The organism is Streptomyces sp. HUAS MS02, assembly GCF_055702265.1.
This window is the reverse complement of the sequence record NZ_CM146747.1, coordinates 8,491,681-8,504,952: the sequence shown is the minus strand read 5'-3', so window position 1 is coordinate 8,504,952 and position 13,272 is coordinate 8,491,681. Positions and strand designations below refer to the sequence as shown.

9 protein-coding genes are annotated in these 13,272 nt (G+C 74.6%); 5 read left to right on the top strand and 4 right to left on the bottom strand.

Annotation, left to right across the window (positions count from 1 at the left end; genetic code table 11):
- Positions 1–99 precede the first annotated feature (99 nt).
- Positions 100–1,248 (bottom strand): BadF/BadG/BcrA/BcrD ATPase family protein, encoded by a 1,149-nt coding sequence (locus tag ACZ9QC_RS36780; RefSeq protein ID WP_472917035.1) that lies wholly within the window; start codon positions 1,246–1,248, stop codon positions 100–102.
- Between the two features lie 352 nt (positions 1,249–1,600).
- Between ACZ9QC_RS36780 and ACZ9QC_RS36775 the strand changes: the two genes are divergently transcribed.
- Positions 1,601–2,881 (top strand): glycoside hydrolase 5 family protein, encoded by a 1,281-nt coding sequence (locus tag ACZ9QC_RS36775; protein ID WP_472921913.1) that lies wholly within the window; start codon positions 1,601–1,603, stop codon positions 2,879–2,881.
- Between the two features lie 341 nt (positions 2,882–3,222).
- Here ACZ9QC_RS36775 and ACZ9QC_RS36770 read toward each other — a convergent pair whose 3' ends face one another.
- Both ACZ9QC_RS36770 and ACZ9QC_RS36765 read right to left on the bottom strand, forming a co-directional pair.
- A complete protein-coding gene (locus ACZ9QC_RS36770; RefSeq protein WP_472917034.1) occupies positions 3,223–4,716 on the bottom strand; it encodes a glycoside hydrolase family 3 N-terminal domain-containing protein in 1,494 nt (497 codons plus the stop codon).
- Positions 4,717–4,860: 144 nt separating this feature from the next.
- The gene (locus tag ACZ9QC_RS36765; protein ID WP_472917033.1) at positions 4,861–5,499 is read right to left on the bottom strand and encodes a DUF6629 family protein; all 639 of its coding nucleotides are present in this window, start codon (positions 5,497–5,499) and stop codon (positions 4,861–4,863) included.
- Positions 5,500–5,722: 223 nt separating this feature from the next.
- On the opposite strand from ACZ9QC_RS36765, the gene ACZ9QC_RS36760 reads away from it, so the two are divergent.
- Both ACZ9QC_RS36760 and ACZ9QC_RS36755 read left to right on the top strand, forming a co-directional pair.
- Positions 5,723–6,913 carry a phytanoyl-CoA dioxygenase family protein gene (locus tag ACZ9QC_RS36760; protein WP_472917032.1) on the top strand — a complete coding sequence of 397 codons (1,191 nt, stop codon included), beginning with the start codon at positions 5,723–5,725 and terminating at the stop codon, positions 6,911–6,913.
- A gap of 218 nt (positions 6,914–7,131) precedes the next feature.
- Positions 7,132–10,746, top strand: coding sequence for a DUF4132 domain-containing protein (locus tag ACZ9QC_RS36755; RefSeq protein WP_472917031.1), 3,615 nt, complete (start codon positions 7,132–7,134; stop codon positions 10,744–10,746).
- 329 nt (positions 10,747–11,075) lie between these two features.
- Here ACZ9QC_RS36755 and ACZ9QC_RS36750 read toward each other — a convergent pair whose 3' ends face one another.
- A complete protein-coding gene (locus ACZ9QC_RS36750) occupies positions 11,076–11,597 on the bottom strand; it encodes a hypothetical protein (RefSeq protein ID WP_472917030.1) in 522 nt (173 codons plus the stop codon).
- 226 nt (positions 11,598–11,823) lie between these two features.
- Here ACZ9QC_RS36750 and ACZ9QC_RS36745 point away from each other — a divergent pair, with 226 nt between their 5' ends.
- Both ACZ9QC_RS36745 and ACZ9QC_RS36740 read left to right on the top strand, forming a co-directional pair.
- Positions 11,824–12,387 (top strand): hemerythrin domain-containing protein, encoded by a 564-nt coding sequence (locus tag ACZ9QC_RS36745; protein ID WP_472917029.1) that lies wholly within the window; start codon positions 11,824–11,826, stop codon positions 12,385–12,387.
- 32 nt (positions 12,388–12,419) lie between these two features.
- Positions 12,420–13,271, top strand: a complete 852-nt coding sequence (locus ACZ9QC_RS36740) for a sugar nucleotide-binding protein (RefSeq protein WP_472917028.1) — start codon at positions 12,420–12,422, stop codon at positions 13,269–13,271.
- Position 13,272 lies beyond the last annotated feature (1 nt).

Here is a 13,272-nt window from a genome sequence, read left to right as displayed (position 1 = left end):
GTCGGCGAGGGGGCTTGGGGCCGAGGGAGGTGTGCGACCCGGTGGTGGGGACCCCGTGCGGGCTCGGGGGGGTACCCGTCCGGTCAGTCGGTCAGTCGGTCAGTCGCTCCGGCCGTGGGCGAGGCGGGCGAGCGCTACGGCGCCCGGGGAACCGTCCGCGACCGGGGTGACGGTGAGTCCGAGGGGGGCGAGGCGTTCGGTCAGCGGCGGCAGCAGGGGGCCGTCCAGGGCGAGCAGACCGCCGGTGACGACGAGGGGTTCACCGGGGCGGGGCGCCAGGGCGGCGACGGTGTCGGCCAGACGGCGCGCGGCCTCCTGGAGGATCCCGACGGCCACGGCGTCCTTCTCCTCGGCGGTGCGCACCACCGCGGGCGCGTGGTCGGCGAGCCGGACGGGCGCACGGTCCATGACGGCGGGCAGCAGCCTGGCCCGGTAGGCGGTCCGCCGCTCGGCACTCCACCCGGCGGCCCCGCCGGCCCCGTGGCCCTCCGGCGGGAGCACCTCCTCCGGCAGCCCCAGGTCCCGGCCCAGGGCGAGGACGAGGGCGGTGGGCCCGCCGCGGCCGTCGGCCGCGCGCAGGGCCGCGCGTACGGCCGCGCGGCCGATCCAGAAGCCGCCGCCGTCGTCGCCGAGGAGCCAGCCGTCGCCGCCCGAGGTCGCGGTCGGCACCCGGCCGGTCATCCGGGCCGCGACCGCGCCGGTACCGGCCACCAGAACGAGGCCGTCGGCGGGGTGGCCTGGAGCCGCGGCGAACGTCGTCTCGATGTCGCTGTGGACGCCGACCGACGCGGCGGTGACACCGAGCCGGGCGAGCGCGGCCGACAGGGCGGCCCGGGCCCTCAGCCGGCCGGGCTCGTCGGCGCCCTGGCCCTGGTGTCCGGCCCCGGCGAACCCGCCCGCCACCGCCACCACCCGTGCGCGCAGTGCCTCCGGCACGGCTCGCGCGACGGCCTCGACGAGGTGGTCGGCGAGCAGCGGCCCGGGCACCGTCAACGAGTTGCCCGGCCCCGCCGCCCCCTCACCGGTCACCGCCCCACCGCCGAGCTCCGCCAGAACGGCACGCGTACGGGTACCGCCGGCGTCGATGCCGACCACGTAGAAGGGGGCGGGCGAGGCGGCGGGCGGAACCGCGTGGTCGGTCGGGGTGGGGGTGGACGCGGCGGGGCCCGGGGACCCGTGGACGCTCGGGGAGGCCCCCGCAGCCGGAGCCGCGTCGGCGGCGCGGGCCGTACCGGCGGCGCGGGCCATGCCGGCAGCCGACCGCGCTTCGGCCGCGGGTGCCGCATCAGTGGCCGACCGCGTATCAGTGGCCGGCCGGGCATGGGTGGCCGGCCGCGCATGGGGGGTCGGCCGCGCATGGGGGGTCGGCCCCGCATCGATCGCCGACGACCGACCGGGCGCCGATGATCCGCCGGCCACCGACCACCCGTCGGCTTCCGACCACGCGCCGGGCGCCGGCCTCTCATCCGCCGCCGGCCCGGGACCGGCCACCGACCGGGGGTCGTGTGCCGGGTTAGTCCCGGAGGCTTGGTGCCCGAAGGCCAGCCGCCCGGAGGCTTGGTTCAAATCACTATTCATTGCGGTCCATGGTGGTTGATACATTCGCCGGAGACAAGGTCCATCTCTTGAGGAGGACGCCATCAGCACGCCACCCGCGCCCGCGCCCGCACTCCGCTTCGGAGTGAACTACACCCCACGCAAGGGCTGGTTCCACGCCTGGCACGACTTCGACCCCGGGCTCGCGCGCGAGGACCTGGCCCAGATCGCCGGGCTGGGCCTGGACCACGTCCGGGTCTTCCACCTGTGGCCCCTGCTCCAGCCGAACCGCACCCTGGTCAGGGCCTCGGCCGTGGACCAGCTCGTCCGGCTGGTGGACCTGGCGGGCGAGTGCGGCCTCGACGTCCTCGTGGACGGCGTCCAGGGCCACCTGTCGAGCTTCGACTTCTACCCCGAGTGGACCCGCAGCTGGCACCATCGCAACGTCTTCACCGACCCGGAGGCGATCGAGGCCCAGGCACTGCTGCTGCGCACGCTCGGCCGCGCCCTCTCCGGCCACCCCCGCCTCATCGGCCTCCAGTTGGGCAACGAGCTCAACAACCTGGTCGAGCACAACCCGGTGACCGCGGCCGAGGTCGACCACTACCTCGACACCCTCCTCGGCGCCGCGCGGGACGGGCTCGGCGAGGCGGGGGGTCTGGTCACCCACTCGGCGTACGACGCCGCCTGGTACGGCGACGACCACCCGTTCACCCCCGAAGCCTCGGCCCGCAAGGGCGACCTCACCACGGTCCACCCCTGGGTCTTCTCCGCGGACTGCGCCCGGCGTTACGGCCCGCGCTCACCCGAGGTGCACCACCTCGCGGAGTACGGCACGGAGCTGGCCGCCGCCTACGCCACCGACCCGGCCCGCCCGGTCTGGGTCCAGGAGACCGGTGCCCCCGAGCCGCACATCCCGGCCGCCGACGCCCCCGACTTCGCCCGCGCGACCCTGCTGAACGCGGCGGGCTGCACCCACCTGTGGGGCGTCACCTGGTGGTGCTCCCACGACGTGGACCGCGCCTTGGCCGACTTCCCCGAACTGGAGTACACGCTCGGCCTGTTCGACTCCACCGGGCGCCCCAAACCGATCGCGGAGGCCCTGTCCACGACGGTGGCCGAGCTGCGCACCGCCTCCGCCCGGCCCGCGCCCCGTACGGCAGCCCTGGTCCTGGACTGCACCCCGTCCACCCGCTCCGTCTCCGGCCCCGGCGGCGCGTTCTTCGACACCTGGATGCGGCTACGACAGGAGCGGGCCCGCCCGGCGGTGGTCCTGGCGGAGCGCGCGGAGGACAAGGAGTACCTGGCCGCACGGGGAATCACGGAGGTGATCGAGGCGAAGTGAGAGCGGCGGCCGGGCGGCGCGACCGGCGCCGCCCACGGGACCAGCCGCGCGGGCGGGACGGCAGGCCGGCCGAGGCAGGCATGCCGACGGGCCGGGGGCCGAGCGGACAGGCCGACAGGCGAAACCGGCGAGCGAACGGACCGGCTGGCAAGCCGGGCGCCGAGCCGACGGGCGAGCCAGGCCCCGAGCCCACAGGAGAGCCGACGACCTGCGAACCGACGAGCCGGCGGGCAGGCGGGCAGGCGGGCCGGGGCGGGATGCCCGGACGCCGCGCACCCGCGCACCCCCCGCCCACGCCCCCGCACCCGCGCACCCACCGATGCCCCGGAGGGCACCGCCGCTCAGAGCGTCCGGCCCGTGATGATCTCGGCCGCCGCCCGCAGATTCACCCGTCCCCTCCCGTGCGCGGCCACTACGTCACCCTCTTCCGGCAACCCGGTCGAGACCACGAGCGCGTCCGGCCGGGCGTTCAGCAACAGGTCGCGGAGGCGGACCTGCCAGGGGTACAGCTCGGCATCGCACAGGGCGAGGACCAGCGGACGCGCCCCGGCGGCCCGCAGCGCCTCCCCCGCGACGGCCGCGAGATCGCCAGGCTCCCCGGGCACCGCCGCCCCCGTGGCGGTGGGGTCGAGCGCGCGGACCTCGGTCAGCAGGTCCTCGCCGCCCCAGTTGAGGGCGGGGTGCGGGGGCGGGAAGCAGTCGAGCACATGGGCGCCCGGCACCGGCCGCGGCAACGGACCCCCGCTCCGTACGGCCCGCCGCGCCGCCCTCAGCCCGGCGTGCGCGTCCCACGCGGCCACGACGCCCGGCCGGTACGGCCCCGCGTACCGCAGCGCGAGCCGCCGTACCCGTTCCGCGGCCTCGGTCACCCGCTCCTCCGCGAGGTCGCCCGCTCCGAGCGCGTCGAGCACGGCGTCCCGGCAGGCGAGGGTGACCTCCAGATCCGGCACGGCCACGATGACCTGGTCGGCTCCGGCGGCGAGCGCGAGACGGGCGCCGGCCGCCTCGCCGTAGCGGTCGGCGATGGCCTTCATCTCCAGCGCGTCGCTGACGAGGACGCCGTCGAAGCCGAGTTCGCCGCGCAGCAGGTCCGAGAGGATCCTCGGGCTGAGGGTGGCGGGCAGCTCCGGGTCGAGGGCCGGAAAGACCACATGGGCGCTCATCAGCATCGGCACACCCGCGTCGACGGCGGCCCGGAAGGGCGCGAGGTCGAGTCGCTCGTACGGCCGCGGGTCCACGGCCAGTTCGTGGTGGCTGTCGGTGACGGTCCCGCCGTGGCCGGGGAAGTGTTTGGCGCAGGAGGCCACGCCGCGCGACTCGGTGGCCGCGATCCAGGCGCGCAGATGCCGGGAGACCAGCTCGGGGTCGCCGCCGAAGGCGCGGGTGCGCACGATCGGGTTCTCGGGCCGGCTCTGGACGTCGGCGACGGGGGCGTACGAGACGGTGATCCCGAGCGAGAGCAGGTGTCCGGCGAGGGCGTCGGCGCACGCGGCGGTCAGGCCGGGATCGTCGGCGGCACCGAGCGCCCACGAGCCGGGTACCTCGGGAGCGCCCGCGGCGACCAGGTGGCCGATGCCGCCGCCCTCGTTGTCGATGGCGATCAGCAGGTCCGGCCGCAACGTCCGCAGGGTGCCGGTGAGTTCGCGGACCTGGTCGGCGTCACGGATGTTGCGGGTGAACAGGATGACCCCGCCCAGGCCGCGGTCGATCAGCCGTTTCAGGGTGTCGGGGACGGTCGTCGTACCGTCGAAGCCCGCGACGAGGCAGCGGTGGGCCGCCTCGTCGAGGGCCGCGGGGAGAACCGGGCCGAGGGGCCCGGCGGCGGAGTGGGTCACCTCCGAAATCCTCTGGCTGGTCGAGCCGAAAGTCAACAGCTCGATGGATGAATGATTCACCAAGGACCATCAAGGCCCCTGCCCAGGTCCGTCACGTCCGGTCAGGTCGGGTCAGTCATGTCGGGGCAGTCATGTCGGGTCGGGTCAGGCGCTGCGGTGCGGTCGCGAGGGCGCTCTCGCGCGGGCGCGCACCCAGCCCAGCAGCACCACCGAGCACAGGGCCGCGAAGGCGCACCACGTGGAGATGAACTCCAGCCGCCACAGAGCCCAGCAGACCGCGGCTCCGACGGCGGCCAGGGCGCCGAGCACGACGAGCCGCCGGTCGCCGGAGAGGAGCAGGGAGCCGACGGTGGCGAGGAGGTAGCCGGCGACCAGGAGTGGCGGGTGGGCGAGGTCGATCGTGTAGCCGACGGTGCGGCCGCGGATCTCGGCGGTCACCGGGCCGGTGGCTAGGGCCCGGGCGAGCGGCACGGCGGTCGCGACGCCGACGGCGAGCGGGACGACCAGCCGGGGACGGGCCCGCGCCGGGGCCGCGCACCACACGCCCGCCGGCACCCACACGGCCAGCAGCGGCAGGGCGACGACGGCCCAGGCGACGGTCGCCGGCCCGCTGCCGCCGCCCGAGGACCAGACCACCGACTCCACGATCTGATGGGCGCCGAGCAGCAGCGGCAGCGCGGCGAGCGGCAGATCCCGCCGGTCGCGCGCCAGCACCACACAGGTCACCCCGACCGCGGCGACACCGGCACCCGCCACGAGATCGGCCGTCGCACTCCAGCACATCCCGCCGCCTCCGGCTCGACCGCTCACCTGCCCGGCCCACGCTACGTCGCCGACGGCGACCGGCCAGGCGACGACACGGACCCACCGCACCCCACGCCTCTCGCCCCCTGCGCCCCTCCCCCAAGGCGCTCCGTGAGGTGTTCTTGATGGGTTTTCGCGCATTGAATGAGGGATTCGAGATCCTCAGACTGGCAGCAACACAAGGGCTGCGAAAGGAGCCGCGATGTCCCCCATCGCTGCGGTGTCACGGACCTGGCTGGCCGAGGCGGACTGCGATCTCGACACGTTCCGGGCAGTCGTCGAGCGAGTCACCGACCCGGCCGACCACCCCTCGGCCGAGCGGGTCGAGCAGAACGTGCCGCTCTACGACAGCGACCGGCTCCGCGCCCTGACAGCCACGCCGGAGGGCCGTCAGGCTGTCCAGGCGGAGTTGGTCCGCACTCTCCTGGAGGGTCCCGGGATCGCCGTGTTCAAGGGCGCGTTCCCCGACCCGGCCGTCGTGGACCGGGCGTCCGACGTCTTCCGCGAACTGATCGAGGAGGAGCGCGCCTCGGGTACGGCCCGGGGCGACCACTTCGCCAAGCCCGGCGCCAACGACCGGGTCTGGAGCGCCCTGGACAAGATGGCCGTACGCGCGCCGGACGTCTTCGCCGACTACTACGCCAACGACATGCTTGCCCTGGTCGCCGAGGCCTGGCTCGGCCCCGCCTACCAGGTCACCTCGCAGGTGAACGTGGTCAACCCGGGCGGCGCCGCACAGAGCCCGCACCGTGACTACCACCTCGGCTTCCTCTCCCAGCGGCAGGCCGCCGCCTACCCGGCGCACGTCCACCGGCTGTCCCCCGTCCTCACCCTGCAGGGCGCGGTCGCCCACTGCGACATGCCCGTGGAGTCGGGCCCCACCCTCTATCTGCCGCACTCGCAGAAGTACGAGCCCGGCTACCTCGCGTGGCGACTGCCGGAGTTCGTCGCGTACTTCGACGCCCACCACGTCCAACTCCCCCTCGACAAGGGGGACGCGGCCTTCTTCAACCCCGCCCTCTTCCACGCCGCCGGGCACAACCGCTCGTCGGACATCCGGCGCATGGCGAACCTGCTGCAGATCTCCTCCGCGTTCGGCCGGGCCATGGAGACCGTGGACCGCGAGGCGATGGTCAACGCCCTGTTCCCCGTCCTGCTGCACCGCGTGTCCGAGGGCGCCACGGAGGACTGGCTGCGCCGCGTCGTCGCCGCCACCGCCGAGGGCTACCCCTTCCCGACCGACCTGGACCGCGACCCGCCCGTCGACGGCCTCGCCCCGCCCTCCCAGGCCGATCTGCTCCGGCAGGCCGTCGGCGAGGCCTGGGATCCGGACCGGCTGCGTCGTGAACTGGAGGCGGCCGGCAGGCGCCGGGGGCACCGGACCGTCCGGTGACACCGCTTCGCCGACGTTCTCGCCGACGCTCTCCTCGGCGCTCTCGCCGGCCTCCTGGTCGGCCTTCTCGTCCTCCTTCGCCTCGGCCTCCCGACGGCGTTGTCAGTGGGTCCCCCTACTGTGGTCCTCGTCGCTGAACTGGCCTGTATCCGCCGGTCAGCGGCTTGATCCGCGTGGGGTGGGCCGGGGGATCCGGCACGGTCGGAAGGGGTGGGGGCGTGCGCCGCTGGGAGTATGCGGAGGGGAACTCCTCGAAGTTCTGGGAGGCCGCGACGGACGGTGCCACGGTGACCGTCCGGTACGGCCGTTGCGGTACGGAGGGCCGTACCCAGGTCAAGGAGTGCGCCTCGGCGGAGGAGGCCGCCGATTACCTGCGGAAGACCTCCGCGGCCAAGGAGCGCAAGGGCTATCGGGAGGTCGCCGCCGCGGTCGCCGCCGACGGAGGTGACACGCCCGGTCCGGAGGCGGCCCCGGCGGTCGAGGGAGATGACACGCCTGCCGCGGAGGCCCCCGTGGTGGACGAGGACACCTTCGTGCTGCCGGCCGCCTGGCACCGCCATCTGCATCCGCGTCGCGGGGGTGTCCCGCGCCGGCCGACACCCCCGCGCAAGGGGGCCGCCGAGCAGGCCGAGCGGCAACTGCGTGACGCGACCACCTGGGTGCGGCAGTACCTGGACAGTCCCCGGAGCGACCCGGACCTGGTGCGGGCCGCCGAGGGACACCTCGCGGGCACGGCGGACCCGCTGGGCGCGGCCGTGCTCGCCGTCACCTCCGACACGGCCTGGTCGGGCACGGCCTGCGCCGATGCCTGGGTCGAGGCCCACGGACCGGTGTTCGCCGCCCGGGCGACCGTGGAACTGTTCGACATCGAGGTGCACTTCACCCAGCACGGGCGCCACCGCTTCGATCCGTACGTGGAGCGCACACCGGACACCGCCTTCGCGGGGCACGCCTGGCGGGTGCGCGCCGTCGCCGACCGGCTTCGGGCGCGGCTCGCGGCCGCGGACGAGGTCACCTACCGTGCCGTGGTCGCGGCCCTGGCCGACCTGCGCAGCAGCGCCCGCCGACGGGTCGTCGTGTCCTACCTCGTCCCCAGCGAGACGGCCTGGGTCGACGAGTGCGCGGGCGGCCCCGAGGCGGACCGTCCCCGCGATCACGTCCTGCGCTCGATGCTGCTGTGCTCGCTCAACGACCCCGAGCAGATGCGGCAGTTGGGTGGGGTGGCCGCGCTGAGCTACAACGGCTGGTCGATGCCGATGGTCGCCACCGTCGCCGAGGGCATCGGCACGGCGGTGGCGCCCCTGGTGGCGGAGCAGTTGCGGAGCTCGTACGTCACGTCGGACACCGTGAGGAAGGTCAACTCGGTCCTGGTCGAGTTCCCGTCCGACGAGGCGTTCGGGCTGCTGCTGGCGCAGCTGGACGACAAGCGGACGCAGCCCTTCGTGGCGAAGGCGGCCCGCCGGTATCCGCGGCGTGCCCTGCGGATGCTCGCCGAGGCCGTCGCGGCGGGCGGGCCGAACGCCGACGCCCTCCGGCACGCGCTGCTGGTGCAGGTGTCCGCCCACCCGGACCTGGTCGAGGAGGCGCTCGGCTCGCTCTCGCCCGGGGCGGCGGCCGCCGTGGAGCCGCTGCTGAGTCCGCGGGACCGGGTGCCGGACGCCCCGGCCGCGTCCCTGCCGGACCTGTTCACGGACCCCCCGTGGACCCGGCCGCGCACGGTCGCCGAGGTCCGTACGGTCCGGGGGCTGGTCGCCGAGGACGAGCCGCGGATCGAGTGGCTGCCGGGAGAGCGTCAGGAGTGGGCGGACACCCCGTCCTGGGAGCGCGACTGGGCCCGGCGTTCCGAGTGGCCGGACGATCCGGAGGCCCTGCTGAGCGCGGTCCGCGCGGACAAGGTCGGCTCGTTGGGGATCTTCCTCGACAAGCCCGTGGACCTGGTCCGGCCACTGCTGGACGAGTGGGACCCGAGAGGCGTGGACAGCGACGCGGCGCTCAAGCCGGTCGTCGCCCGCTTCGGGACGGAGGCGCTGGACCTGGTGCTGCGCACCGCGCCCAAGTGGCCGACCGCGCTCGCGCCGTTGCTGGACCCGTATGTGAGCGTGGGGGCGGCCCGGCTGGTCGCGGAGTGGGCGGCGCGCCTGAAGTCGGCCCGGGCGACGGCCCGTTCCTGGTTCAGGCGGCACGGGGAAGCAGCCGCACCGCTGCTGGTGCCGGACGCCCTGGGCAGGGCGGGTTCCGCGCGCCGGTACGCCCAGCAGGCGCTGCACACCATCGTGGCCCTGCACGGGGAGGAGGTCGTGCGGACCGCCGCCGAACGGTACGGCGCCGAGGCCGTGGCCGGGATCGGGGAGCTGCTGTCCGCCGATCCGCTGGTGACGGCGCTCCCGAAGCAGCTGCCCGAGCCCGTCGAGTGGGCGGAGCCCTTGCTGCTGCCGCAGATCCTGCTGCGCTCGGGGGGCGCCCTGCCCGCCGAAGCCACCCGGCACCTGGTGACCATGCTCGCGATGTCGCGGCCGGGCGAGGCGTACCCGGGGCTGGCCGTGGTCCGGGAATCGTGTGTGCCGGAGTCGCTCGCCGCGTTCGGCTGGGCCCTGTTCGAGCAGTGGCGACTGGCGGGGATGCCGAGCCAGGAGAGCTGGGCGCTGACCGCGCTGGGCCTGCTCGGCGACGACGGGACGGTGCGCGGGCTCACCCCGTTGATCAGGGCCTGGCCCGGTGAGGGTGCGCACCAGCGAGCGGTGGACGGCCTCGGCGTGCTGGCCGCGATCGGCACCGAGGTGGCGCTGATGCATCTGCACGGCGTGGCGCAGCGGGTGAAGTTCAAGGCTCTCAAGGCCCGTGCGCAGGAGAAGATCGCCGAGCTGGCGGAGGGCCTCGGACTGACCGGTGAACAGCTCGCCGACCGGCTGGTGCCCGACCTCGGCCTGGACGCGCGAGGCACTACGGTCATCGACTACGGCAGCCGCTCGTTCACGGTCGGTTTCGACGAACAGCTGCGGCCCTTCGTGCGGGACGCCGACGGCAAGCGCCGGAAGGATCTGCCCGCGCCGGGCGCGAAGGACGACACGGAGCTGGCCGCCGCCGAGCGCAAGAGGTTCATGGCGCTGAAGAAGGACGTCCGGACCGTCGCCGCCGACCAGGTGCGGCGGCTGGAATCGGCCATGGTGGAGGGCCGTTCGTGGTCGGCGCCCGAGTTCCGCGACCTGTTCGTGGGGCATCCGCTGCTGTGGCACCTCGTCCGCCGACTGGTCTGGCTGAGTGACACGGAGGGCACGACGACCTCGTTCCGCGTGGCGGAGGACCGTTCGTTCGCGGATGCCACGGGCAGTGCGTTCCCCCTGCCCGACGCGGCGACCGTGCGGATCGCGCACCCGCTGCGGCTGCCGGACGAACTGGACGCCTGGGCGGAGCTGTTCGCGGACCACGGCATCCAGCAGCCGTTCCCGCAGCTGGGGCGGCCGGTGTTCGAGCTGACACCGGAGGAGGCGGCCCACTGGCGCCTGGAGCGCTTCGAAGGTCTGACGGTGACGACGGGCCGGCTGGTCGGGCTGGAGCGGCGCGGCTGGCGGCGCGGCCAACCGCTGGACGCAGGTGTGGAGCGCTGGATCTCCAAACGGCTCGCCCCCAACCGGTACGCGGTGCTCACTCCGGACCACGGCATCGCCGTCGGCTCCTTCGACCCGGCCGAGCAGCAGAAGGTGGAGTACCTGTGGCTCGGCACCCGCCCCACCGACTACTGGCCGCACGACCGGCACAGCGCACGTTTCGGCGAGATCGACCCGGTGGCCGTCTCCGAACTGCTGGCGGACCTGACGGAGTTGACGGCACCCTGACGACGACCGACACACCGGAGGTGGCGAGTACGACGGAGGGCTGAGGCGGCGGGGGTTACGACGGGGGCCGGGGCGGCGGGTTGCGACGGATGTCGTCACGAGGGTTGGCGGTGGCCCGCGGGGCGGTCACCTTCGATAACGCTCGCACCATGGGAGCACTCCCAGAGCCCCGTCGCGCCAGGTGGGTTCCAGCAGGCCGGAGATGATCCGGTGGTCGTGGAGCGAGGGGACTGCCACTGCGCTGGTGACGCGCCCCGAGGCGGGTACGGCGGGACTGCCGAGCGCGGCCGGGCTGCCCGGTGCGGCCCAGCTGCCGTGGGCACCGGGGCTCAGGCCGACAGGGCCCGGCCCGGTCGCAGCGCGTCGAGCAGGCCCGTGTGGTGCAGCGTCGCGACGGGCGCGAGGAGGTCGGGGTGGCGCAGGAGCGCGGCGGCCCGCCGGTCGAGGTCGTCCGGGGTGAGGAGGCGGCGGAAGGCGGCGGGCGGGCCGGCCGTGTGCGGGGATCCGTCGAGGGCGTACACGGCGGCGTGAGCCAGTTCGGCATCGGCCAGGAGGCAGGCCGCCCAGCTGGCCACGACCTCGTCGACCCAGGTCCGCCAGGCGTACTCGTCGGGGGTCGGGGTCTCGTCCTGGCCGGTGATCCAGTCGAGCCGGGCGGAGCCGCCCGGTCCGGCCATGCCGACGAGGGCCGCGTCCATGGGTGTCGGATAGCGGAGCCAGGCGGCGGCGGTGACGGCCTGCCGGGCCTGTGCCTCGCAGAGCGCGCCGTCCAGCGCGCCGCCGCCCGCCGGGTAGGCGCGCGTCAGCCACTGGGTGGTCGCCGCTATGAGCGGGGAGAGAGCTGCGAGCACGCTGGGCCATCCGTGGGTACTGGGGAACGCGTGGCAAAACGTAGTCGTGCGCCGGTCGCCCTGAAATGGCGCAGGCCACGGAATGGACGTGTCCTGGGCCACACCTGTGCGCCGCACTGACTCACCGGACGTCAATACGACGCATTCGGGACGGTGAGGGTTTCACTGACCTCCACAGGTCCGGACCGGGACGATCGCCGGGACGCGCAGGCAAGGAGCGACGGAAATGGCACACGGCGGAGACGTGATCGAGGAACTGAAGGCGGACCACCGGGAGGTGGCGGAACTCTTCGGCAAAATCGAGGAATTGCCTTCCGGGGACCCGAAGCGCAAGGAATTCGCCGACCTGGTCACCATCGAGTTGGTACGGCATGCCGTGGCGGAGGAGGCCTACCTCTACCCGGCGGTCCGCGAGCACCTGAGCAACGGGGACGCGGTCGCCGACCGGGAGTTGGCGGATCACACCGCCGCCGAGCGCACCATGAAGGACCTGGAGCGGCGCGCCGCCGACGACCCTGAGTTCGACCGGCTGGTCACGCAGTTGATGGCCGAGGTCCGCCACCATGTGCGGGACGAGGAGAGCAATCTCTTCCCGCAGTTGGCGAAGGCCTGTTCCGCCTCGGTGCTGAACGACCTCGGTGACAGGGTCCGCCGCGCCAAGAAGCTGGCGCCGACCCGCCCCCACCCGGCCGCCCCGGTCAAGCCGCCGGCCAACAAGATCCTGGCGCCGGGCCTCGGCCTCGTCGACCGGATGCGCGACGCGCTGAGCGGCCGCGGCAAGGAGTCCTGAGGGACTTCTGGGGCGGCATACCGTTGCCCGCCATGAGGCTTCTGATCATCGGCGGCAGCGGTTTCCTGGGCGGCGAGTTGGCGCGCCGGGCCGTGGCGGCGGGACACGAGACGTGCGCGACCTACGCCGCCCACCCGCCGGACACCCGGCGGAACGTCCCGCCGGACGTCTCCTGGCACGCCCTCGACCTCCGGGACCCCGTGCGGCCGGCCGAGGTGATGGCGCGGGTCGCTCCCTCGGTCGTCGTCAACGCGTCGAGCGGCGGCCCGGACTGGGAGGTCACCGCCGAGGGCGGGGTCCGAGTGGCGGCGGCCGTGGCCGCGCGCGGCTGTCGGCTGGTCCATGTGTCGAGCGACGCCGTGTTCTCGGGTGACGCGGGCCGCTACGACGAGACGTGTCTCCCGGATCCCGTCACCCCGTACGGCGCCGCGAAGGCGGCGGCGGAGACCGGCGTCCGGCTGCTGGCACCGGACGCCGTAGTGGTGCGGACCTCGCTGATCATCGGGGACGGCCGCTCGCTGTCCGTGCACGAACAGCATGTGCACGATCTCGTGGCGGGTGCCCGCGACGGTGTGCTCTTCACCGATGTGGTGCGCTGTCCGGTGCAGGTGGCCGACCTGGCCGCCGCGCTCCTGGAACTGGCCGCGTCCGAGGTGGTCGGCGTGCGGCACGTCGCCGGGCCGGACGCCCTCACCCGGCACGAGCTGGGCGTCCTCGTCGCCCGCCGCGACGGCCTCGATCCGGCCCGGCTGCCCGCCGGACGCCAGGTCGACGGCGCCCGGCGGGGAGCCCTCGACGTCCGGCTGGACAGCCGGGTCACCCGCCGGGGTCTGCGCACCCGGCTGCGCGGCGCCCGGGAGTTCCTCGCGGAGCCGCCGACCTGAC

Bases quoted from the DNA above. Each gene is read 5' to 3' on its own strand.
- ACZ9QC_RS36780 (WP_472917035.1), bottom strand. From the start codon at position 1,248: ATGGCCCGCGCCGCCGGTACGGCCCGCGCCGCCGACGCGGCTCCGGCT.
- ACZ9QC_RS36765 (WP_472917033.1), bottom strand. From the start codon at position 5,499: ATGTGCTGGAGTGCGACGGCCGATCTCGTGGCGGGTGCCGGTGTCGCC.
- ACZ9QC_RS36760 (WP_472917032.1), top strand. From the start codon at position 5,723: ATGTCCCCCATCGCTGCGGTGTCACGGACCTGGCTGGCCGAGGCGGAC.
- ACZ9QC_RS36745 (WP_472917029.1), top strand. From the start codon at position 11,824: ATGGCACACGGCGGAGACGTGATCGAGGAACTGAAGGCGGACCACCGG.
- ACZ9QC_RS36740 (WP_472917028.1), top strand. From the start codon at position 12,420: ATGAGGCTTCTGATCATCGGCGGCAGCGGTTTCCTGGGCGGCGAGTTG.